We start from the raw sequence: 21,315 nt of genomic DNA on the forward strand, positions 1-21,315 counted from the left end.
GACGCTACCGCGCCGCGGCTCGCTTCGGCGCACGCCCGGGCCCCGCCGCTACGATCGGCGCGAGCGGCCGACCGGGTCGCGGCGAGGAGGCATCGTGCTGGAGTTCCTGACGGGGTCCGGGCTGGCGGCTGCGGCCGGCATGAACGCCTACATCCCGCTGCTCGCGGTCGGGGTGGCGGGCCGCTTCTTCCCGGATGCGATGCAGCTGCCCGACGGGTGGGTCTGGCTGTCGAACGGCTGGGTGCTCGGCATCATCGCGGTGCTGCTCGTCGTCGAGGTCGTCGCCGACAAGATCCCCGCGGTCGACAGCGTCAACGACGTCATCCAGACGATCGTGCGGCCCACGGCCGGCGGGCTCGTCTTCGGCTCGTCCTCGACCGCATCGACCGTCGCGGTCACCGACCCGGCGGAGTTCTTCTCGACCCACCAATGGGTGCCGATCCTCGTCGGCGCCGTGATCGCGCTGACGGTGCACGCGGGGAAGACGGCCCTCCGGCCCGCCGCGAACATCGCGACCGCCGGTGCGGCCGCGCCCGTCGTGTCGACGATCGAGGACGTCGGCGCGGTCGGCATGTCGCTGCTCGCGATCGTCGCCCCGCTGCTCGTCGTGGTCGCGCTGCTGCTCCTCGGCCTCTTCGGCTGGTCGGTGTGGCGGAGCGCGCGCAGGCGCCGCAACGCCGACCTGCGGCCGGCGACCGAGCGCATGGTCGACGGCTAGGCCGGCACCGCCTCGACGGCGTCCATGCGCCAGGCGCCCCGCCACCGCGCGACGCGGCCGTCGGCGCCCCGCTCCGCGACCGCGGTCTCGTGGCCGGAGCCCATGCCCGTCGCGGCGCGGATGCGCACCCGGTCGTCGTCGAGCGGCTCGAGCTCGTCCACCGCCGCCATCGGGTCGGCGGCCGTCGGCGAGACGCCGAGCAGGCGCCCGCCGAGCTCGACGACGTCGACGCGGCCCCAGACGCTCGCGAACGAGCCCTCGAACGAGCGGGCGCGCTCGACCGGGGCGTCGGTGCCCTCGAGCGCCGCGTGCACGAGCCGCGCGAGCCCGACCGCGAGCTCCTCCGCCGGGCCGTCGATCGCGTTCGTCAGCACGCTCACCACCACGTCGCGCTCCGCGTCGACGAGCGTGCGCGTCGCCTGTCCCGTCCAGGCGCCGCCGTGGCCCGCCCAGGTGCGCCCGTCGACCTCGCGCAGCATGAGGCCGAGGCCATAGCCGCCCGCGCCCCCGTCGCGACCGGTCGTCGACCAGTGCTGCTGCCGCATGCGCCTGCGGGCGGCCGCGCTCAGCAGCCGGTGGTCGGCGTCGACGACCGTCCGCAGCGCATCCGTCAGCTCCGCCGCCGTCGACACCGCGCCGGTCGCCGCTGCGAGGGCGCGCGCCGCGGGGCTGCCGAGCGCCGTGCGCTCGGTCGACGAGTGCAGCGCCGAGTGGCCGGTCACGAGCGGCGCGGCGCCGTCGTCGAGGTCGGCCGCGGTCGCGGCGAGGCCGAGCGGCTCGGCGAGCAGGCGCGCGAAGGCGTCGGCGTAGGGCACGCCGGTCGCGCCCTCGACGACGAGCCCGAGCAGCCCGAAGCCGACGTTGGAGTACTTGAACTCGACGGATGCGGGGATCCGCTCGACGCCGGACCTCGCGATCGCGAGCAGGCCGTCGTGGTCGGGGAACGGGCCCGCGAGGTGCCAGAAGCCCACGTCGTCGCCGTCGCGCACCGCTCCGCCGCCGTGCGAGAGCAGCTCCCGCACGAGCAGCCTGCCGGCGTCGGTGCCGCGGAGCGCCGGCGCGTGCTGCTGCGCCTCGTCGTCGAGGCGCAGGCGGCCCTCATCGACGAGCCGCATCGCGACGATCGCGGCGAGCGCCTTCGAGTGGGAGGCGATGCGGAAGCGGTGCGCGCTCGTGAGCGCCTCGCCCGTCGCCTCGTCCGCGACGCCGTGCGCCGTGTCGAGCACGAGCTCGCCCCCGATGCGCACCGCAGCCTGCACGCCGGGGATGCGCAGCCGCCAGCGGCGGTAGGCGAGCCAGCGGTCGGCGTACTCGAGGGCGTGCGGGATCGCGTCGTCGGCGGGCATGGCTCCGATCCTGGCATGCCCCGCAACGCGGAGCGGGCCGCATCCCGGAGGATGCGGCCCGCTCGTGGTGCGATCGACTACTCGCTCGAGCCCGTGAGCTTCTCGCGGAGCGCGGCGAGGGCCTCGTCGTCGGCGAGCGTGCCGGCGCTGGAGGACTCCTCGGAGCTGCCGCCGAACGACTGGGCGCCCGAGGGCACGTCGTTCGAGAGCACGGAGGCGTCGCGAGCAGCGGCGACCTGCGCCTTGTGCGCCTCCCAGCGCGTCTGCGCTGCGGCGTACTCGGCCTCCCAGGCCTCGCGCTGCGACTCGAAGCCTTCCTTCCACTCGTTCGTCTCGGGGTCGAAGCCCTCCGGGAACTTGTAGTTGCCCTGCTCGTCGTACTCGGCGAGCATGCCGTAGAGCGCCGGGTCGAAGTCGGTGCCCTCGGGGTCGACGCCCTCGTTCGCCTGCTTCAGCGAGAGCGAGATGCGGCGGCGCTCGAGGTCGATGTCGATGATCTTCACGAAGACCTCGTCGCCGACCGCGACGACCTGGTCAGCCGTCTCGACGTGGCGCGCCGACAGCTCGGAGATGTGCACGAGGCCCTCGATGCCGTCCGCGACGCGCACGAACGCGCCGAACGTGACGAGCTTCGTGACCTTGCCCGGAGCGACCTGGCCGATGGCGTGGGTGCGGGCGAAGATCTGCCACGGGTCCTCCTGCGTCGCCTTGAGCGACAGCGAGACGCGCTCGCGGTCGAGCTCGACGGTGAGGATCTCGACGGTGACCTCCTGGCCCACCTCGACGACCTCCGACGCGTGCTCGATGTGCTTCCACGAGAGCTCGGAGACGTGCACGAGGCCGTCGACGCCGCCGAGGTCGACGAAGGCGCCGAAGTTGACGATCGACGAGACGACGCCCTTGCGGACCTGGCCCTTCTGCAGCGACTGGAGGAACTGGCCGCGCGATGCGGACTGCGTCTCCTCGAGCAGCGCCCGGCGCGACAGGACCACGTTGTTGCGGTTCTTGTCGAGCTCGAGGATCTTGGCCTCGATCTCCTGGCCCAGGTACGGGGTGAGGTCGCGCACGCGGCGGAGCTCGATGAGCGAGGCCGGCAGGAAGCCGCGCAGGCCGATGTCGACGATGAGACCGCCCTTGACCACCTCGATGACGGTGCCGGTGACGACGCCGTCTTCGTCCTTGATGCGCTCGACGTCGCCCCAGGCGCGCTCGTACTGCGCGCGCTTCTTCGAGAGGATCAGGCGACCCTCCTTGTCCTCCTTCTGGAGGACGAGCGCCTCGACGGTGTCGCCGACCTCGACGACCTCCGTCGGGTCGACGTCGTGCTTGATGGAGAGCTCGCGCGAGGGGATGACGCCCTCGGTCTTGTAGCCGACGTCGAGCAGGACCTCGTCGCGGTCGATCTTGACGACGGTGCCCTCGATGAGGTCGCCGTCGTTGAAGAACTTCAGGGTCTTCTCAACGGCGGCCATGAAGTCATCGGTCGAGCCGATGTCGTTCACAGCGACCTGCTTGGGAGCCTTGGTCGTTGCAGTGGTCATAGAGTTCAAGGTGCCTTATTGGGGGATCTCGGGCCGACGGGCATGCGGATGCTCGGCGGCAGTTCGGATGGGTGATGCGTCACACGCGTGACCCAGCGATCCTACACGGGCGCCGCCACCCCCGACAACCCGCTCCGCGAAGCCGGGATGGCTATCCTCGGCGGGTGCTCATCGCAGACGGCTCCTCGCTCCGCATCGTCGTGGACCCCGAGCGGCGCCGCCCGGTCGCGCGCGTCTACCGCGTGCTCGCGATCGGCGCCGGCGTCACGGCAGCCTGGGCCGCGTTCTGGTTCGGCGGCGCGCTCGTGGGCGGCCTGACGGGCGTCGATCCGCTGGGCCTCGGCCGCTTCGCGCTGCTCGCGCTCGGCGGTGTCGGCATGGTCTGCGCAGCGCTGATCGCTGCGCTCGCCGTCTGGTCGGCGGGCGTCGTGCGCCACGTCGAGCGCCGCTTCCCGCTCGGCGCCACGCTCCTCGCCGTCGGCCCCGCAGGCGTCGAGGGGCCGGCCGGCCTCATGCCCTACGAGGCGCTGCAGCGCGTCGCGGTGCGCTGGCACGGCGTGCGGCTGCGACCCACGCTCACGCTCGGCGACGTCGCCGGCCGGGAGGTGGGCCGCGCCATCGGCCGCCGGACCGGGCTCGACGCGCACCGGTCGGTGCTGCTGCTGCCCCACGGCGCTCCCGAGGTCGCGCTGCACGCGGGCCCCTTCGCCGACGACCGGGAGTTCGCCCGCGTGGTCGACGCGCTCCGCTTCGAGCTCGGGCGGCGCGGCATGCGCCTCGACGCCGACGAGCGCTGAGCCCGGCTCAGTCGTGCGCGAGCGCCGACCGCACCATCATGGTGCCGATCGGCTCGGCGGCCGTGCCCGCCGCGAGCTCGGCGTCGAACAGCCCGCGGTCGGCGAGCGAGCGGAACGCGGCGTCGCGGTCGGCGGTGGCCGCGGCCAGCAGCGCCGGGTCGGCGCTCGCGCGCCAGCGCGCCATCGCCGCCTCGGTCTCTGCCTCGAGGGCGTCGAGCGCCTCGTCCCAGGCGTCCATGCGCCGCTCGTGCTCGCGCTCGGCGCGGCCGCCGCCGAGCAGGCGGGCGAGCATGCCGCGCTCCGGGGCCGCAGGCTCCTCCGCCTGCAGCCGCAGCGAGGCGGCGCGGGCCGTCTCGCACACGCGCATCGGCTCGCCCGCGTGCGGCCCGAGCGCGGCGCGCTCGAGCTGCGCGAGCTGGTCGAAGTGGTCGACCGGCTCGCGCAGCCCGGCTGCCGCGTCGCGTGCGCTCATGCCCCGCGCAGCACGGCCTCGCGCAGCGTGTCGAGCCCGACGCCGCCGATGTTCAGCACGCGCATGTGGAAGTGCTTGAGGTCGAACGCGTCGCCCTCGGCGTCCTTCGCGGCATCGCGGATCTGCTCGAAGATGCGCTGGCCGATCTTGTACGAGGGCGCCTGCCCAGGCCAGCCGAAGTAGCGGTTCACCTCGAACCGCACGAACGGCTCGTTCATGTTCACGTTCGAGCGCATGAACTCGAAGGCGTAGTCGAAGTCCCACTCGCCCGTGCCGTCAAGGCGCGGCTTGCCGAGGTGCACGCCGATGTCGAGCACGACGCGGGCCGCGCGCATCCGCTGCCCGTCGAGCATGCCGAGGCGGTCGGCCGGGTCGTCGAGGTAGCCGAGCGACTCCATCAGCCGCTCGGCGTACAGCGCCCAGCCCTCGGCGTGGCCGGAGGTGCCGGCGAACGCGCGGCGCCAGAGGTTCAGCTGCTTGCGGTTGTACGTCGCCTGCGCGATCTGCAGGTGGTGGCCCGGGACGCCCTCATGGTAGACGGTCGTCAGCTCGCGCCAGGTGTCGAACTCCGTGACGCCCTCGGGCACCGACCACCACATGCGGCCGGGGCGCGAGAAGTCGTCGGAGGGGCCCGTGTAGTAGATGCCGCCGGTCTGGGTCGGCGCGATCATGCACTCGAGCGCCGTGATGGGCTCGGCGATGTCGAAGTGGCTGCGCCCGAGCTCCTCGATCGCGCGGTCGCTCGTCGCCTGCATCCACGCCTTGAGCGCGTCGGTGCCGTGCAGCTTGCGGCTCGCATCCTGGTCGAGGAACGCGATCGCTTCCTGCACGGAGGCGCCCGGCTTGATCTCGTGCGCGATCGCCTCCTGCTCGGTGCGCATGCGCTCGAGCTCCTCGATGCCCCACGCGTAGGTCTCGTCGAGGTCGACCTCGGCGCCGAGGAAGCGGCGCGACATGAGCGAGTAGAACTCGCGGCCCACGGCGTCGACGGGGTTGGCGGATGCGGCGAGCTCGGAGCGCAGGAACTCGGCGAGCCGCGCGTGCGCCTCGGTCGCCTCGCCAGCCGCGGCCGCGAGGTCGCTGCGGAGCGACTCGGGCAGCTCCGACTCCCCCGCCTTCGCGGAGCCGGCGAACTCGTGGAAGAAGCCCTTCCCGGGCGCGTAGTCGGTGAACTGCTCGAGCACGTTGTCGATCTGGCGCGCGGCGGGCGTGTTGCCCGTCGCGATGCCGTTGCGCAGCGAGGCGATGTAGCCGTCGATCGCGGCCGGCACGTTGCGCATGCGCTCGGCGATCGTCGACCAGTCGTCCTCGGTCGCGGTCGACATCAGGTCGAAGATGTCGCGGATGCCCGAGGCCGGGCTCGCGAGGTTGTTCAGGTCGCGGTCGCCCCAGCCGGAGGCCTCGACGTCGAGCTCCAGCTGCAGCTCGCGCGACAGGTCGGTCTTGGTCACCCAGTCGACGTCGTCGGCGGGCTCGGCGGACTGGAGCGCGGCGAGCGTCTCGCGCGCGAGCTCGGCGTCGGCCCTGCGGCCCTCGGGCGAGTAGTCGCCGTAGCCGGCCTTGTCGCCCTCGAGGCCGACGTACACGTTGATCTCGGGGTTCAGCGCCGCCGCCCTGTGCACGTAGGCCTCGGCGATGCGGTCGATCTCGGTCTGCGGGCGCGACGGAGCGCCGGCGGTCTCGTCAGTCATGGCGACAGCCTAGTCAGACGAGGCGCCCCATCACCTCGCGCTCGAACAGCTCGATGCCGTCCTGCTCGAACGCGACCTCCGGCATGTAGGCGATGAGCGTGCCGAGGCCCGCCTCGCGCAGCGCGCCCACGTGGTCGAGCACCTGCTGCGGCGTGCCGACGACCGCGCCCTTCGTCGAGAAGCCGGTGCCGGCGTGCTCGGCGGGCATCGCCGAGTCGGCGCGCGCGTTCACCTCGTCGACGACGCGTCGCGCCTCCGCCTCGGTCTCCCGGACGACGATGTTGAGGTTCGAGGTCAGGCGCACCTCGGCGGGGTCGCGCCCCTCGCGCTCGAGGTGCCCGAGCAGCACGTCGCGCTTGCGGGCGAACTGCTCGGGGCTGCCGCCGAAGTTCGTCGCGTCGGCCCACTTCGCCGCGTAGCGCAGCGTGCGCTGCTCGCCGCCGCCGGCGATCCACGTGGGGATGCGCGGCCGGCCGTCGCGGCCGGTCTGCAGCGGCTGGGGGCGGCAGATCGCGCCGTCGACCGCGTACGTCTGCGACTCGATCGTCGCCTCGCCGTCGGCCCACAGGCGCTGGATGATCTGCACGCCGTCGCGGAGCGCCGAGATGCGGTCGCCGACGCCCGGGAAGCCGTAGCCGTACGCGCGCCACTCGTGCTCGTACCAGCCGGCGCCGATGCCGAACTCGAGCCGGCCGCCGGAGATGACGTCGACGGTCGCGGCGACCTTCGCGAGGTAGGCGGGGTTGCGGTAGCCCATGCACGTGCACATCTGGCCGAGCCGCACGCGGCTCGTCGTGGCGGCGAGCGCGGCCATGAGCGTCCAGGCCTCGTGCGTGGCCTCCTCGGTCGGCTGCGGCGTCGTGTGGAAGTGGTCGTAGACCCAGATCGAGTCCCACGCGCCGGCATCGGCGCGCTTCGCGACGTCGAGCATCCGCCCCCACTGGTCGGCGGGGTCGATGCCGACGAGGTCGAGCCGCCAGCCCTGCGGGACGAAGAGGCCGTACTGGAGTGCGTCGTGAGTCATGGCGCCAGCCTAGGCGCGCCGGCTGGGCTCTTCAGGCGGCGTGGGACCGGCGGGATTGACAGCGCGAGTCCGGCGGAGGATCGTGCGAGCCGCAGGAGCACGCGCTGCGGAGCGCCGCGCAGCCGTTGGGAGCCGCCCATGCAGACGACCGATGGCGTCGACGCCGCGGCATCGACCGGGCGCAGGCGCTCGCACGGCGTCGCGCACCAGCTCGGCGCGACGGCGGTCGGCGCGCTCGTCGGGCTCACCTGGGCAGCCTCGCTCCGGGCCTACATGGTCGAGCTCGTCGGCACGACCTCCGTCTTCACGTGGTGGACGGTCGGCGCGATCCTGCTGCCGGGGGCGATCGCCGGCGCGTGCATCGGGCTCGCGCATGCGCTCCACACCCGCAGTGCGGAGCGCGCGTGGCTGCTCGGGCTCGGGCCCCTCGCGTTCGCGGTGCTGCCCTTGCTCCAGCCCGGGGCGCTCGAGAGCCTGCTCACGCAGGGCCTGGGCGGCGGGGCGATCGGCGTCGCCGCCGCGCTCGTGCTCGGCGGCTTCGGGCTGGGCTCCATCGGCCCGCGCGCGGTGCGCGTCGCGTGCCTCGTGACCGCGCTGCTGCTCGTCGTCGGCATCGCGGCCACCGTGCCCCTCATCGGCGGCGGCAGCCACGCGCTCACGACGCCGCGCGGCGTGTGGACGACAATGCTCGTCGCCGGCCTGCTGCTGTGCGGCATCATCGGCACCGCGACCGCCCTCCGGCCGCGCGGCCGACCTCCGCGCTAGTGCGCGGCCGCGTCCCAGTTCGGCCCGACCCCGACCTGCACCTCGAGCGGCACCGACAGCTCAGCGGCACCGCCCATCTCGGCCCGCACGATGGCCTCGAGCGCCTCGCGCTCCCCCGTCGCCACCTCGAACACGAGCTCGTCGTGCACCTGCAGCAGCATGCGCGAGCCGAGCCCCTCGTCGATGATGCGCCGGTCGATCGCGATCATGGCCCGCTTGATGATGTCGGCGGCGGAGCCCTGGATCGGCGAGTTGAGCGCCTGCCGCTCGGCGTTCTCGCGCAGCACGCGGTTGGAGGAGGTGAGGTCGGGGAACGGTCGGCGGCGGCCGAAGATCGTCGTCGTGTAGCCGTCGTCCTTCGCCTGCATGACCACGCCGCGCAGGTAGTCACGGATGCCGCCGAAGCGCTGGAAGTAGTCGAGCATCAGCTGCTTCGCCTCGGCCTGCGAGATGCGCAGCTGCTTCGACAGCCCGAAGGCGCTCAGCCCGTAGGCGAGGCCGTAGCTCATCGCCTTGACCTTCACGCGCTGCAGCGCGGTGACCTCGCTGGGGTCGACGCCGAAGATGCGGCTGCCGACGAAGCGGTGCAGGTCCTCGCCGGACAGGAACGCCTCGATGAGCCCCTCGTCGCCGGAGAGGTGCGCCATGATGCGCATCTCGATCTGCGAGTAGTCGGCGGTGAGCATCGTCTCGAACTCCGGCCCGTGCACGAAGGCCGAGCGGATCTCGCGGCTCACCTCGGTGCGCACCGGGATGTTCTGCAGGTTCGGGTCGTTCGAGGACAGGCGGCCGGATGCGGAGCCGGTCTGGTCGTACCGGGTTCGTATGCGCCCGTCGTCCTGGATCGCCCGCAGCAGCGTCTCGATGATCTGCGCGAGCTTCGTCGTCTCGCGGTGCTGCAGGAGGAGCCCCAGGAACGGGTGCGGGTTGGTCTCCTGCAGGTCGGCGAGCGCCTGCGCGTCGGTCGAGTAGCCCGTCTTCGTCGCGCGCGTCTTGGGCATGTCGAGCTCCTCGAAGAGCACGGCCTGCAGCTGCTTCGGGCTGCCGAGGTTGACCTCGTGGCCGATCTCGGCATAGGCGGCCTCGGCGTGGCCCGCCGCCTGCTCGCGCATGCTGTCGAGGATGCGCTGCAGCACCGCGCGGTCCATCTGCACGCCCTGCTGCTCCATGCGCACGAGGGCGGGCATGAGCGGCAGCTCGATGTCGTCGAGCACGCCGAGCGTGCCCGGGTCGAGCCGCGGCCGCTGCGCGCGCGCCACCTCGCCCGTGAGCCACGCGACGGTGCCGAGCTCCTCCGGCTCGATCTCGGGCACCAGCTGGTTCGGGTCGGGCGCCGGGAGCGTCGCCCCGAGCAGCGCCTCGGTCTGCCAGTCGAGCTCGAAGGTCTTCGGCGGGGCGGTCGGCGTCGCGAGCCAGGCGGCCACGCGCGTGTCGTGCGCGGCGCCGCCGAGCGACAGCCCTGCGCGCTCGAGGAGCTTGATCGAGGCCTTCACGTCGTGGAGCGCCTTCGGGGCGTCCGACGCGAGCCAGGCCGCGAATCCGTCGTAGTCGGCCGTGCCCGCCTTGTACGGCACGTACGCGCTCGCGCCCTCGGTCGCGACGCCGAAGCCGGCGATGCCGCCCGCGCCGTCGCCGGCGATCGACACGGCGACCGTGCCGGCCGCGCGCGCGAGCCACAGGTCGAGCTCCTCGTCGACGAGCTTCTGCACCGCGGGCGCCTGCACCTGCGGCTCGAGCGCCGCGGCCGACTCGCCGCTGCCCTCCTGCTTGAGCACGCGGTCGAGCAGCGTGCGGAACTGCAGGCGCTGGAAGACGTCGCGGAGCTTCGCCTCGTCGACCTGGCCGCGCGTGAGCTCGTCGAGGCTGACGCCCAGCTCGACGTCGGTGAGCAGCTGGTTGAGGCGGCGGTTGCGCTCGGCGCGCTCGCGCTGCTCGCGCAGGTTGTTGCCGACGACGCCCTTGATCTCGTCGGCGTGCGCGAGCAGGTTCTCGACCGTGCCGTACTGCGTGATCCACTTGACGGCCGTCTTCTCGCCCACCTTGTCGATCCCGATGAGGTTGTCGCTCGTCTCGCCCACGAGCGCCGCGATCTCGGGGTACTGCGCGGGCTCGATGCCGTAGCGCTCGCGCACCGACTCGGGCGTGTAGTGCTTCAGCTCGGAGACGCCGCGCACCGACGGGTAGAGCAGCGTCACGTCGTCGTCGACGAGCTGGATCGTGTCGCGGTCGCCCGAGACCACGAACACGCGCATGCCGGCCTGCGCGCCCTGCACCGAGAGCGTCGCGAGGATGTCGTCGGCCTCGTAGTCCTCCTTCGAGAGGGTGCGCACGCCCATCGCGTGCAGCGCCTCCTCGAGCAGCGGCACCTGGCCCTTGAACTCCTTCGGCGTCTCGTCGCGCGTGCCCTTGTACTCGGCGTACTCGCGGGTGCGGAAGGAGAAGCGCGAGATGTCGAACGCGACCGCGAGGTGCGTCGGCCTGTGGTCCTGCAGCAGCTTGAGGAGCATCGACAGGAACCCGTGGATGGCGTTGGTGTGCTGCCCCTCCGAGTTGACGAAGTTCTCGAGCGGGAGGGCGAAGAACGCCCGGAACGCGAGTGAGTGGCCGTCGATGACCATGAGGGTAGGCTTCGTGTCCGACACGGCAGTCAGCCTAGCCCGCGTCACCGACACGGCCGCCGAGCACGGGAGACCCGCGTGACCCAGCCCATCCAGCCCGACGAGGCCGCGCAGCGACTGCTGCAGGAGCGCGAGGGCAGGCCGGGCGGCGAGCTCGCGGAGCGCATGGGCATCGAGTTCCTCGAGCTGTCGGCCGAGCGCTCGGTCGCGCGGATGCCGGCCGAGGGCAACCGGCAGCCGGTCGGCTTCGTGCACGGCGGCGCCTACTGCGTGATCGCCGAGACGCTCGGCTCGGTGAGCGCCAACATCCACGCCGGCCCCGGCCGGTACGCCGTGGGCGTCGACCTCAACGCGACGCACACCCGCTCGATCACGAGCGGCTGGGTGACGGCGGAGTGCACCGCGCTGCACCTCGGCCGGTCGATGACCGTGCACGAGATCGTCTGCCGCGACGAGGAGGGCAGGCGCGCCTCGACGATCCGCATCACGAACTTCGTGAAGGACCGCTGACCCCGCCCCGCCCTTGAGTGGCGCCTCCCGCGACTGAGTGGCGCCTCCCGCGATCGAGTGGCGCCTCCCGCGATCGAGTGGCGACTCCCGCGATCGAGAGGCGCCTCCCGTCATCGAGTGGCTGCTCCGGCGATCGAGTGGCGGCTCCCGCGATCGAGTAGCGCCTCCCGCGATCGAGTGCCGGCTCGCCGCGATCAGGCCGCCTCCCAGGAGGAGTACCGCCGGTGCGCAGCGACGATCGTGCGCAGCAGCGCCTCTCCGCCGTCGGCCAGGTCGTCGCGGGTGACCGTGATGATGCGCCAGCCCTCCGCGCGCAGCCTCGCGAGCCGGACGGCATCGCGGGCTCGCTGCTCCGGATCGTCGTGGTGCTCCCCGTCGTACTCGACGCCGAGCCGCAGGTGCGGCCAGCTGAGGTCGAGGCGCGCCACGAAGCAGCCTGCAGCATCGAGGACCTCGTGCTGGAGCACCGGCTCCGGCAGCGCTCGAAGGATCAGCAGCCGCACCAGCGACTCCCGCGGCGACTCCGCGCCGACGCGCACGAGCGCGAGCGCGCGTCGTGCGCGGTTCAAGCCGCGCGCGCCGGCATATCTGCGCAGCGCCTCCGTGAGCTCCTCGAGCGCCATCGGCTCGCGGCGCTTCGGCGACACCAGCCAGTCGCCGACGGCGACGAGCTCTTCGACGGTCAGGAGCGTCGCGAGGTGGACGAAGGCATCGGCTCGAGCCTCCACACGCATGCCGTCGACCTCCGTCGTCGCCGACTTCAGCCGATGGCCGACGACGCCGGGCCGGTGCATGCGGGCGCGTCCCGCCGGCGAGGCGAGGTGCACGCGCGCCTCCTGCTCGAAGCGAGCTGGGAGCGGCATCCCGTGGATGCGTGCGGCGGTGGTGTGCGAGAAGAACTGGTCGTCCTGTGCGAGCGCGCGCACGGCCTCGAGCAGCGCGCGGCCCTCGTCGCCGATCGCCGCGGTGATGCGGACGCCGCGCGCGGGTGCGGTGAAGGCCATCGACCGGAGCTCTGCGGCCGAGTAGCCGCGCTCGAGGCCGGTACGGACGGTGAAGCCGTGAGGGGTGTCCATGGCTCGCATGGTGACGCCCTCGAGCATCCGTTGCCGCCCCGGACGGTCCGGCTGTGGAGAACGGATGCGGTGGCGCGCCGGTCGGGGCGCCGCGCGATCGCAGGCGCCACTCGAACGCGCAAGGCGCCACTCGATCGCGCGAGGCGCCACTCGATCGCGCGAGGCGCCACTCGATCACGCGAGGCGCCACTCGATCACGCGGGGCGCCAATCGGTCGCGCGAGGCGCCACTCGATCGCGGGAGGCGCCACTCACACGGGGGCGGGCGCCGCGGGAAGGGCGCGGGCGGCGGGCGGCTACTTCTTGGGGGTGCCGAGCTGCTCGATGACGGCCTGGGCGACCTCGGCCATCGTCAGGCGGCGGTCCATGGACGCCTTCTGGATCCAGCGGAACGCCTCCGGCTCGGCCAGGCCCATGCGCTGGTTGAGCAGGCCCTTCGCGCGGTCGACGAGCTTGCGGGTCTCGAACCGGTCGGAGAGGTCGCTGACCTCGGCCTCGAGCGCGCGGATCTGGTCCCAGCGGGCGAGCGCGATCTCGATCGCCGGCAGCAGGTCGTTCTGCGTGAACGGCTTCACGACGTAGGCGAGCGCCCCGGCCTCGCCGGCGCGCTCGACGAGCTCCTTCTGGCTGAAGGCGGTGAGCAGCACGACGGGCGCGATCTTGGCGGCGCCGATGCGCTCGGCGGCGGTGATGCCGTCCATCTTCGGCATCTTCACGTCCATGACGACGAGGTCGGGCTCGAGCTCGGTGGCGAGCTCGACGGCGCGCTCGCCGTCGCCGGCCTCGCCGACGACCTCGAAGCCGGCGGCCTGCAGCGTCTCGACGATGTCGAGGCGGATGAGCGACTCGTCCTCGGCGACGAGCACCCGGCGTGCGGAGGATGCGGTCGGTGCGGCAGCCGCGTCGATCTGGGGCTCGGCGAAGAGGTCGTCGGTCATGAGCACTAGCCTAGTGTTCGGCCGACCGGGCGGATGCCCCGGCCCTCGCCGGTGTGGCGGAACAGGCAGACGCGGCGCACTCAAACTGCGCTTCCGCGAGGAGTGTGGGTTCGAGTCCCACCACCGGCACGAAGCCCGGCAGGTCCACTGGACCGGCCGGGCTTCGCGAGGTGCTAGCGGCTACGCCTCCGCGGGGTGCGGCACCGACTGGTGCACGACCTCGATGCGGCGCTTGCCGTGGTACGCCGGCACGGCGTCGGCGTGCACGTCGCCGACCCGGTGGATGCGCAGGTCGTTCGTCGAGCCGGAGGTGCCGGGCGGCATGCCCGAGATCACCACGACCTTGTCGCCGACCTGCGCGAGGCGCTTGCCGATGAGCACGTCGTCGACCTGCGCGATCATCTCGTCGGTGTGCGTCACGCGGTCGACCAGGTGCGTCTGCATGCCCCAGATCATCTGCATGCGCGACTCGATCTCGGGGTCGGGCGTGAAGCCGAACATCGGGATCGAGGTGCGCAGGCGCGACATGCGGCGCGCCGAGTCGCCCGACTCGGTGAAGACGACGATCGCCTTCGCCTCGACGAACTCCGCCACCTCGAGCGCGGCGAGCGTGATCGCGCCGCCCTGCGTGCGCGGCTTCGTGCCGAGCGGGGGGATGCGGCCGAGGCCGTCCTCCTCGGTCGCCTCGATGATGCGCGCCATCGTCTTGATCGTGACGATCGGGTGCTTGCCGACGCTCGTCTCGCCCGACAGCATCACCGCATCCGCGCCGTCGAGGATCGCGTTGGCGCAGTCGCTCGCCTCGGCGCGCGTCGGGCGGGGGCTCTCGATCATCGACTCGAGCACCTGGGTGGCGACGATGACCGGCTTCGCCCAGCGGCGGGCCAGCTCGACCGCGCGCTTCTGCACGAGCGGCACCTGCTCGAGCGGCAGCTCGACGCCGAGGTCGCCGCGGGCGACCATGATCGCGTCGAACGCGTCGATGATGTCGGCGAGGTTCTCGACCGCCTGCGGCTTCTCGATCTTCGCGACGACGGGCAGCTTCCTGCCCTCCTCCGCCATGATCTCGTGCACGCGCTCGATGTCCTTCGCGTCGCGCACGAAGGAGAGGGCGATGATGTCGGCGCCCAGCTGCAGCGCCCAGCGCAGGTCGTCCTCGTCCTTCTCGCTCAGCGCCGGCACGTTGACCGCGACGCCGGGCAGGTTGATGCCCTTGTTCGAGCTCACCGGCCCGCCGACGACGACCTCGGTGACGACGTCGTTGTCGGTGACCTCGACCGCGCGCAGCACGATGCGGCCGTCGTCGATCAGCAGCGGGTCGCCCGGCTGCACGTCGGCCGGAAGGCCCGTGAACGTGGTGCCGGCGCGCTGGCCGTCGCCCTCGACCTCGTCGGTGGTGATCGTGAACCGGTCGCCCTCGGCGAGGTCGTACGGGCCGCCGGGGATCTTGCCGAGGCGGATCTTCGGCCCCTGCAGGTCGACGAGGATGCCGACCGGGATCCCCAGCTCGTCGCTCGCCCTGCGGATGTCGGCGTACACCCCCTCGTGGACGGTGTGGTCTCCGTGGCTCAGGTTCATGCGCGCGACGTTGACGCCGGCCGCGATCGCGGCCTTCGTCTGCTCATAGCCGGCCAGTGCCGGGCCGAACGTCGCGACGATCTTGGCTCTTCTCATCGTCAGCTCGCTTTCATCGGCGCGCCGCCTGGGTGGGATCGGCGCGGACGTCTCCATACTCCCAGGTCGCCGCGCCGAGCGCGCCACACGGGCGGCTCGGCACGGCGCGGGTCACACTGCCGCGAAGGGGCGGTCGGTCGCGCGCACGGGCGACGGCAGCGCCGTCTCGCCCTCGAGGTAGGCGTCGACCGAGGCGGCGGCGGCGCGGCCCTCGGCGATCGCCCACACGATGAGCGAGGCGCCGCGGCCGGCGTCGCCGGCGACGAAGACGCCCGGCGTGCCGGTCGCGAAGTCGGCGCCGCGCTGCGGCACGCCGCGCTCGAACGGGACCTCGAGCGCCTCGCCGATCGACGCATCCGCCCCCGTGAAGCCGAGCGCGAGCAGCACGAGGTCAGCGGGGATCTCGCGCTCGGTGCCGGCCTTCGGGCGGCGCGTGCCGTCGACGATCTCGGTGTCTGCGACCTTGAGGGCGCGCACCTCGCCCGCGGCGTTCGCGAGGAACTCGACGGTCGAGACGAGGTAGCTGCGCTCGCCGCCCTCCTCGTGGCTCGACTGCTCCTCGAAGAGCGTCGGATGCACGGGCCACGGCTGGTGCTCGGGGCGCTCGCTCGGCGGCTGCACGCCGATCGCGAGGTTCGTCACCGACAGCGCGCCCTGCCGGTGCGCGGTGCCGATGCAGTCGGCGCCGGTGTCGCCGCCGCCGAGGACGACGACGTGCTTGCCGGATGCGGTGATCTGGTTGGCGGGGACGGTGCCGGCGACCGCGCGGTTCTGCTGCACCAGGTAGTCCATCGCGAGGTGCACGCCGTCGAGCTCGCGCCCGGGGATGGGCAGCTCGCGGGCGACGGGGGCGCCCGTGGCGACGACGATCGCGTCGAAGCGGTCGCGCAGCTGCTCCCACGTGATGTCGCGGCCGATCTCGACGCCCGCGCGGAAGCGCGTGCCCTCGGCCTGCATCTGGGCGAGCCGCGCCTCGAGCGTGCGCTTCTCGAGCTTGAAGTCGGGGATGCCGTAGCGCAGCAGGCCGCCGATGCGGTCGTCGCGCTCGTACACGGCGACCGTGTGGCCGGCGCGCGTGAGCTGCTGCGCCGCCGCGAGGCCCGCGGGGCCGGAGCCGACCACGGCGACCGTCTTGCCCGTGAGGCGCGCGGGCGGGTGCGGCTCGGTCCAGCCGTTCGCGAACGCCTCGTCGGCGATCGTCTGCTCGATCGACTTGATCGTCACCGCGGGCTGGTTGATGCCGAGCACGCACGACGACTCGCAGGGCGCCGGGCACAGGCGCCCGGTGAGCTCGGGGAAGTTGTTCGTCGCGTGGAGCCGGTCGCTCGCGGCGCGCCCCTCGCCGCGCCACGTGAGGTCGTTCCACTCGGGGATGAGGTTGCCGAGCGGGCAGCCCTGGTGGCAGAACGGCACGCCGCAGTCCATGCAGCGGCTCGCCTGGCGCCGCAGCACCGCCTTGTCGCCGGGCTCGCCGATCTCGCGCCAGTCGAGGATGCGCACGGGCACGGGCCGCTTCTTCGGGAGCTCGCGCTCCGTCACCTTCAGGAAGCCACGAGGGTCAGCCACCGGTCACCTCCAGGATCCGCCGCCAGATGTTGTCCGAGTCGGGGTCGACCCCCTGCGCCTGCGCGTCGAGGCGGATGGACTGCACCATCGCCCAGTCGCGCGGCACGATCTTCGAGATGCCGGCGAGGCCGGAGTCGAGCACCGCCTGCGCCACCGTCGAGCCGGTCAGCTCGACGTGCCGGGCGAGGATCGCGCGCAGCTCGATCTCGTCCTCCTCGCCCGGCTGCTCGACGCGCAGCTCGCCCTGGTGGAACGAGTCCTGGTTGAGCAGCCGCTCGTCGAGGTCGAGCACGTAGGCGACGCCGCCCGACATGCCGGCACCGACGTTGCGGCCGGTGGAGCCCAGGATGACCGCGGTGCCGCCGGTCATGTACTCGAGCGCGTGGTCGCCCGCGCCCTCGCAGACGGCGGTGGCACCGGAGTTGCGCACGAGGAACCGCTCGCCGACGATGCCGCGGAGGTAGAGCTCGCCGCTCGTGGCGCCGTACCCGATGACGTTGCCGGCGATCACGTTCTCCTCGGCGACGAGCGCCGCGTCCTCGGGCGGGCGCACGGTGATGAGGCCGCCGGAGAGGCCCTTGCCGACGTAGTCGTTCGCGTCGCCGACGAGGCGCAGCGCGATGCCGCGCGGCACGAAGGCGCCGAGCGACTGGCCGGCGGAGCCGCGGAGCGTCAGGTCGACGGTGCCGGGCTCGAGGCCCCGCGCGCCGGCCCGCAGCGTGACGGCGTTGCCGAGCATCGTGCCGACCGCGCGGTCGGTGTTGGCGATCTCGAGGTCGAGCTCGAGCCGCTCCCACGCGTCGATCGCGCGCTCGAGCTGCGCGAGCAGCCGGCTGTCGAGCTGCTCGTCGAGCTCGTGGTCCTGCGCGGTCGTGCGCCGGGGCGCGCCGTGCGCGCCGTCGGGCTGCGCGAGCACGGGCGCGAGGTCGAGCCCGTCGGCCTTCCAGTGCGCCACCGCCCGGTCGACCTGCAGCAGGTCGCCGCGGCCGATCGCCTCGTCGAGGGTGCGCAGGCCCAGCGACGCGAGGATCTCTCGCACCTCCTGCGCGATGAACTCGAAGAACTGCACCACGAACTCCGGCTTGCCCGTGAAGCGCTGCCGCAGCACGGGGTTCTGCGTCGCGACCCCCACCGGGCACGTGTCGAGGTGACAGACCCGCATCATGATGCAGCCCGAGACCACGAGCGGGGCGGTGGCGAAGCCGAACTCCTCTGCGCCGAGCAGCGCGCCGATGATGACATCGCGGCCGGTCTTCAGCTGGCCGTCGACCTGCACGCTGACGCGCTCCCGCAGGCCGTTGACCATGAGCGTGTGCTGCGTCTCGGCGAGGCCGATCTCCCACGGGGTGCCCGCGTGCTTCAGCGAGTTGAGCGGGCTCGCGCCCGTGCCGCCGTCGTGGCCGGAGACGAGCACGACATCCGCCTTCGCCTTCGCCACGCCCGCCGCGACCGCGCCGATGCCCGACTGCGACACGAGCTTGACGTGCACGCGCGAGCGCGGGTTGGAGCGCTTCAGGTCGAAGATGAGCTGCTTGAGGTCCTCGATCGAGTAGATGTCGTGGTGCGGCGGGGGCGAGATGAGGCCCACGCCCGGCGTCGCGTGCCGGGTCGAGGCGACCCACGGGTACACCTTGCCCGGCGGCAGCTGGCCGCCCTCGCCGGGCTTCGCGCCCTGCGCCATCTTGATCTGGATGTCGTCGGCGTGCGTGAGGTACATGCTCGTCACGCCGAAGCGGCCGGAGGCGACCTGCTTGATGGCGCTCCGCCGCTCGGGGTCGAGCAGTCGCTCCTCGGTCTCGCCGCCCTCGCCGGTGTTCGACTTCGCGCCGAGCCGGTTCATCGCGATCGCGAGCGTCTCGTGCGCCTCCTGCGAGATGGAGCCGTAGCTCATCGCGCCGGTCGAGAAGCGCTTCACGATCTCGGAGACCGGCTCGACCTCGTCGATCGGGATGGGCTGGGCCGCGTCGGTGCGGAGGCCGATGAGGCCGCGCAGCGTCTTGAGCTCTGCCGCCTGGTCGTCGACCATCCGCGTGTACTCGCGGAACACGTCGTAGCGGCCCGTGCGCGTCGAGTGCTGCAGCTTGAAGACCGTCTCGGGGTTGAACAGGTGCGGCGCGCCGTCGCGGCGCCACTGGTACTCGCCGCCGGTCGCGAGGCGCTCGTGGGCGAGCGGCGCGCGCTCGTCCGGGTAGGCGGAGCGGTGCCGCAGCCGGTTCTCCTCGGCGATGACGTCGAGGTCGACGCCGCCGAGCGGCGAGTGGGTGCCGGTGAAGTAGCGGTCGACGAGCTGCTGCGAGAGGCCGATCGCCTCGAACGCCTGCGCGCCGCCGTAGGAGCCGACGGTCGAGATGCCCATCTTCGACATGATCTTCGTGACGCCCTTGCCGAGCGCCTTGATGAGGTTGCGCACCGCGGTGTCGACGTCGGCGCCGAGCTGGCCGGTGAGGGCGAGCTGCTCGGCGGTCTCCATCGCGAGGTACGGGTTGACGGCGCTCGCGCCGTAGCCGATGAGCAGCGCCACGTGGTGCACCTCGCGCACGTCGCCGGCCTCGACGACGATGCCGGCCCGCATGCGGGTGGATGCGCGGATGAGGTGGTGGTGCACGGCGCTCGTCATGAGGAGCGTCGGGATGGGCGCGAGCTGGTCGGTCGAGTCGCGGTCGGAGAGCACGATGAACTGCGCGCCCTCGGCGATCGCCTCGTCGACCTCTCGGCACATCGCCTCGAGCCGCCGCTCCATCGCCTCGGGCCCGTCGTCGACGCGGTAGAGCCCCTTCACGACGACCGTGCGGCGGGAGCCCGGCGTGCGGTCGATCGAGCGGATCTTCGCCAGCTGGTCGTTGTCGATCACGGGGAAGTCGAGGATGATCTGGCTCGCGTGCGAGGGCGTGGCCGTGAGCAGGTTGCGCACGGGGCCGAGCCCCATCGACATGCTCGTCACGATCGACTCGCGCAGCGAGTCGAGCGGCGGGTTGGTCACCTGCGCGAACGCCTGCTTGAAGTAGTCGAACAGCAGCCGCGGTCGCTCGTCGAGCACGGCGATCGGGGTGTCGGAGCCCATCGCGCCGAGCGGCTCGGCGCCGGTCTTCGCCATCGGCGCGATGAGGATCCGCACCTCCTCCTCGGTGTAGCCGAAGGTGCGCTGGCGGCGGGTGACGGATGCGGCGGTGTGCGCGACGTGCTCGCGGTCGGGCAGGTCGGCGAGGTGGATGCGGCTCGATTCGAGCCACTCGCCCCACGGCTCCATCGCGGCGAGCTGCTGCTTGACCTCCTCGTCGGGCACGAAGCGGCCCGCCTCGGTGTCGATGAGGAACAGCCGGCCCGGCTGCAGGCGCCCGCGGCGCACGACGCGGCTCGGCTCGATCGGCAGCACGCCGGTCTCCGAGGCGAGCACGAACAGCCCGTCGGAGGTCTCGAGCCAGCGCCCGGGGCGCAGGCCGTTGCGGTCGAGGGTCGCACCGACGAGGCTGCCGTCGGTGAAGCTGATCGCCGCCGGCCCGTCCCACGGCTCCATGAGCAGCGAGTGGTACTCGGCGAAGTCGCGCAGCTCCTGCGGCATGTCGGGCTGGTTCTCCCACGCCTGCGGGACCATCATCATGATCGCGTGCGGGAGCGAGCGGCCGGCGAGCGTGAGCAGCTCGAGCACCTCGTCGAACGAGGCGGAGTCGCTCATGCCGGGCGTGACGATCGGCTTCAGCGGCCGCAGGTCGCCGAGCAGCTCGCTCGCGAGCTGCGACTCGCGCGCGCGCATCCAGTTGCGGTTGCCCTCGACCGTGTTGATCTCGCCGTTGTGCGCGATCATCCGCAGCGGCTGCGCGAGCGGCCACGACGGGAACGTGTTGGTCGAGTAGCGGGAGTGGACGATCGCGAGCTTCGTCTCGAAGCGCTCGTCGGACAGGTCGGGGTAGAACGGCTCCAGCTGGAGCGTCGTCACCATGCCCTTGTACGTGATGGTGCGGCTCGACAGCGACGGCAGGTACTCCCCCACCTCGCGCTCGACGCGCTTGCGCAGCCGCCACGCGAGCCGGTCGAGCTCGATGCCCGACACGGGCGAGCCGGCAGACGCGACGAAGACCTGCTCGATCGCGGGCATCGCGCTGCGCGCGAGCTTGCCGAGCGCGTCGGGCACGGTCGGCACCTCGCGCCAGCCGAGCACCCGCAGGCGCTCCTGGCCGGCGATCTCCTGCAGCTGCTCCTTCACGCGCGCGCGGTGGGCGTCGTCGAGCGGCAGGAAGGCGAGCCCGGCGGCGTACGCCCCCGCCTCGGGCAGCGGGAACGGCACCGAGGCCCGCAGGAACGCATCCGGCATCTGCGTCAGGATGCCGGCGCCGTCGCCGGTGCCCGCGTCGGAGCCGACCGCGCCGCGGTGCTCGAGGTTGCGCAGCGCGTCGAGCGCGAGCGCGACGATGTCGTGCCCGGCGGTGCCGCGGGTGGTCGCGACCATGGCGAGGCCGCACGAGTCGCGCTCATGGCGCGGGTCGTACATGCCCGTCGCCGCGGGCGCGCCCATCCCCTGGAACCGGTCTCCCCCGAACGGGGGCTCGCTGGATGCTCGCATGGTGCTCCTTCAGCTGCTGCTG

The 21,315-nt window shown here is 72.7% G+C and carries 15 protein-coding genes and 1 tRNA gene; 5 read left to right on the forward strand and 11 right to left on the reverse strand.

The genetic code is table 11. The annotated features are described in order from the left end of the window. Positions 1 to 94 precede the first annotated feature (94 nt). On the forward strand, positions 95 to 718 hold the full coding sequence (locus MU522_RS11230; RefSeq protein ID WP_246991056.1) for a DUF4126 domain-containing protein: 624 nt from the start codon (positions 95 to 97) through the stop codon (positions 716 to 718). Here the strand turns inward: MU522_RS11230 and MU522_RS11235 are convergent. Continuing rightward, complete coding sequence (locus MU522_RS11235) at positions 715 to 2,064, reverse strand: serine hydrolase domain-containing protein (protein WP_246991059.1); 1,350 nt, start codon at positions 2,062 to 2,064, stop codon at positions 715 to 717. The genes MU522_RS11230 and MU522_RS11235 overlap by 4 nt on opposite strands. Before the next feature lie 77 nt (positions 2,065 to 2,141). Further along, positions 2,142 to 3,605 carry a 30S ribosomal protein S1 gene (gene rpsA / locus MU522_RS11240; RefSeq protein WP_128190114.1) on the reverse strand — a complete coding sequence of 488 codons (1,464 nt, stop codon included), beginning with the start codon at positions 3,603 to 3,605 and terminating at the stop codon, positions 2,142 to 2,144. Positions 3,606 to 3,769: 164 nt separating this feature from the next. Here rpsA and MU522_RS11245 point away from each other — a divergent pair, with 164 nt between their 5' ends. After that, positions 3,770 to 4,402 carry a hypothetical protein gene (locus tag MU522_RS11245; RefSeq protein WP_246991061.1) on the forward strand — a complete coding sequence of 211 codons (633 nt, stop codon included), beginning with the start codon at positions 3,770 to 3,772 and terminating at the stop codon, positions 4,400 to 4,402. A gap of 7 nt (positions 4,403 to 4,409) precedes the next feature. On the opposite strand, the gene MU522_RS11250 is transcribed toward MU522_RS11245, so the two are convergent. From MU522_RS11250 to MU522_RS11260, 3 genes are read right to left on the reverse strand one after another with little or no spacing between them, the layout of a single operon-like run. Continuing rightward, entirely contained in the window at positions 4,410 to 4,874 is a 465-nt protein-coding gene (locus MU522_RS11250) for a hypothetical protein (protein ID WP_128190112.1), read from the reverse strand. Next, entirely contained in the window at positions 4,871 to 6,565 is a 1,695-nt protein-coding gene (locus tag MU522_RS11255; RefSeq protein WP_246991064.1) for a DUF885 domain-containing protein, read from the reverse strand. The genes MU522_RS11250 and MU522_RS11255 overlap by 4 nt, the downstream gene beginning before the upstream one ends. A gap of 13 nt (positions 6,566 to 6,578) precedes the next feature. Then, on the reverse strand, positions 6,579 to 7,589 hold the full coding sequence (locus MU522_RS11260; protein WP_246991067.1) for an LLM class F420-dependent oxidoreductase: 1,011 nt from the start codon (positions 7,587 to 7,589) through the stop codon (positions 6,579 to 6,581). A 138-nt stretch (positions 7,590 to 7,727) separates the two neighbouring features. Here MU522_RS11260 and MU522_RS11265 point away from each other — a divergent pair, with 138 nt between their 5' ends. Then, positions 7,728 to 8,354: a hypothetical protein gene (locus tag MU522_RS11265; protein WP_246991069.1), complete on the forward strand. Its 627-nt coding sequence runs from the start codon at positions 7,728 to 7,730 to the stop codon at positions 8,352 to 8,354. Here MU522_RS11265 and polA read toward each other — a convergent pair. Beyond that, a complete protein-coding gene (gene polA / locus MU522_RS11270) occupies positions 8,351 to 10,972 on the reverse strand; it encodes a DNA polymerase I (RefSeq protein ID WP_246993541.1) in 2,622 nt (873 codons plus the stop codon). The two genes, MU522_RS11265 and polA, sit on opposite strands and share 4 nt — an antisense overlap. Positions 10,973 to 11,062: 90 nt before the next feature. Between polA and MU522_RS11275 the strand changes: the two genes are divergently transcribed. Then, complete coding sequence (locus MU522_RS11275) at positions 11,063 to 11,482, forward strand: PaaI family thioesterase (RefSeq protein ID WP_246993543.1); 420 nt, start codon at positions 11,063 to 11,065, stop codon at positions 11,480 to 11,482. A 194-nt stretch (positions 11,483 to 11,676) separates the two neighbouring features. Here the strand turns inward: MU522_RS11275 and MU522_RS11280 are convergent, their stop codons facing one another. Together MU522_RS11280 and MU522_RS11285 are read right to left on the reverse strand one after the other, a co-directional pair. Beyond that, on the reverse strand, positions 11,677 to 12,558 hold the full coding sequence (locus tag MU522_RS11280) for a DUF559 domain-containing protein (RefSeq protein ID WP_246991072.1): 882 nt from the start codon (positions 12,556 to 12,558) through the stop codon (positions 11,677 to 11,679). A gap of 295 nt (positions 12,559 to 12,853) precedes the next feature. Beyond that, entirely contained in the window at positions 12,854 to 13,495 is a 642-nt protein-coding gene (locus MU522_RS11285; RefSeq protein WP_246991074.1) for a response regulator, read from the reverse strand. Positions 13,496 to 13,542: 47 nt separating this feature from the next. On the opposite strand from MU522_RS11285, the gene MU522_RS11290 reads away from it, so the two are divergent. Further along, positions 13,543 to 13,624 (forward strand) — tRNA-Leu (locus MU522_RS11290). Between the two features lie 51 nt (positions 13,625 to 13,675). On the opposite strand, the gene pyk is transcribed toward MU522_RS11290, so the two are convergent. The 3 genes from pyk to gltB all read right to left on the reverse strand — a co-directional run bounded on the left by pyk (position 13,676) and on the right by gltB (position 21,221). Beyond that, the gene (gene pyk, locus MU522_RS11295; RefSeq protein ID WP_146356168.1) at positions 13,676 to 15,169 is read right to left on the reverse strand and encodes a pyruvate kinase; all 1,494 of its coding nucleotides are present in this window, start codon (positions 15,167 to 15,169) and stop codon (positions 13,676 to 13,678) included. A gap of 111 nt (positions 15,170 to 15,280) precedes the next feature. Then, complete coding sequence (locus tag MU522_RS11300) at positions 15,281 to 16,735, reverse strand: glutamate synthase subunit beta (RefSeq protein ID WP_246991076.1); 1,455 nt, start codon at positions 16,733 to 16,735, stop codon at positions 15,281 to 15,283. After that, positions 16,728 to 21,221 carry a glutamate synthase large subunit gene (gene gltB, locus MU522_RS11305; RefSeq protein ID WP_246993546.1) on the reverse strand — a complete coding sequence of 1,498 codons (4,494 nt, stop codon included), beginning with the start codon at positions 21,219 to 21,221 and terminating at the stop codon, positions 16,728 to 16,730. The genes MU522_RS11300 and gltB overlap by 8 nt, the downstream gene beginning before the upstream one ends. Positions 21,222 to 21,315: the final 94 nt, after the last annotated feature.

Source organism: Agrococcus sp. SCSIO52902 (genome assembly GCF_022983135.1).
Taxonomy (GTDB): domain Bacteria; phylum Actinomycetota; class Actinomycetes; order Actinomycetales; family Microbacteriaceae; genus Agrococcus; species Agrococcus sediminis.

What these genes read in the sequence shown, in the direction of transcription:
- MU522_RS11235 (WP_246991059.1), bottom strand. Translation starts at nt 2,064, where the DNA reads ATGCCCGCCGACGACGCGATCCCGCACGCCCTCGAGTACGCCGACCGC.
- rpsA (WP_128190114.1), bottom strand. Translation starts at nt 3,605, where the DNA reads ATGACCACTGCAACGACCAAGGCTCCCAAGCAGGTCGCTGTGAACGAC.
- MU522_RS11250 (WP_128190112.1), bottom strand. Translation starts at nt 4,874, where the DNA reads ATGAGCGCACGCGACGCGGCAGCCGGGCTGCGCGAGCCGGTCGACCAC.
- MU522_RS11255 (WP_246991064.1), bottom strand. Translation starts at nt 6,565, where the DNA reads ATGACTGACGAGACCGCCGGCGCTCCGTCGCGCCCGCAGACCGAGATC.
- MU522_RS11260 (WP_246991067.1), bottom strand. Translation starts at nt 7,589, where the DNA reads ATGACTCACGACGCACTCCAGTACGGCCTCTTCGTCCCGCAGGGCTGG.
- MU522_RS11265 (WP_246991069.1), top strand. Translation starts at nt 7,728, where the DNA reads ATGCAGACGACCGATGGCGTCGACGCCGCGGCATCGACCGGGCGCAGG.
- polA (WP_246993541.1), bottom strand. Translation starts at nt 10,972, where the DNA reads ATGGTCATCGACGGCCACTCACTCGCGTTCCGGGCGTTCTTCGCCCTC.
- MU522_RS11280 (WP_246991072.1), bottom strand. Translation starts at nt 12,558, where the DNA reads ATGGACACCCCTCACGGCTTCACCGTCCGTACCGGCCTCGAGCGCGGC.
- MU522_RS11285 (WP_246991074.1), bottom strand. Translation starts at nt 13,495, where the DNA reads ATGACCGACGACCTCTTCGCCGAGCCCCAGATCGACGCGGCTGCCGCA.
- pyk (WP_146356168.1), bottom strand. Translation starts at nt 15,169, where the DNA reads ATGAGAAGAGCCAAGATCGTCGCGACGTTCGGCCCGGCACTGGCCGGC.
- gltB (WP_246993546.1), bottom strand. Translation starts at nt 21,221, where the DNA reads ATGTACGACCCGCGCCATGAGCGCGACTCGTGCGGCCTCGCCATGGTC.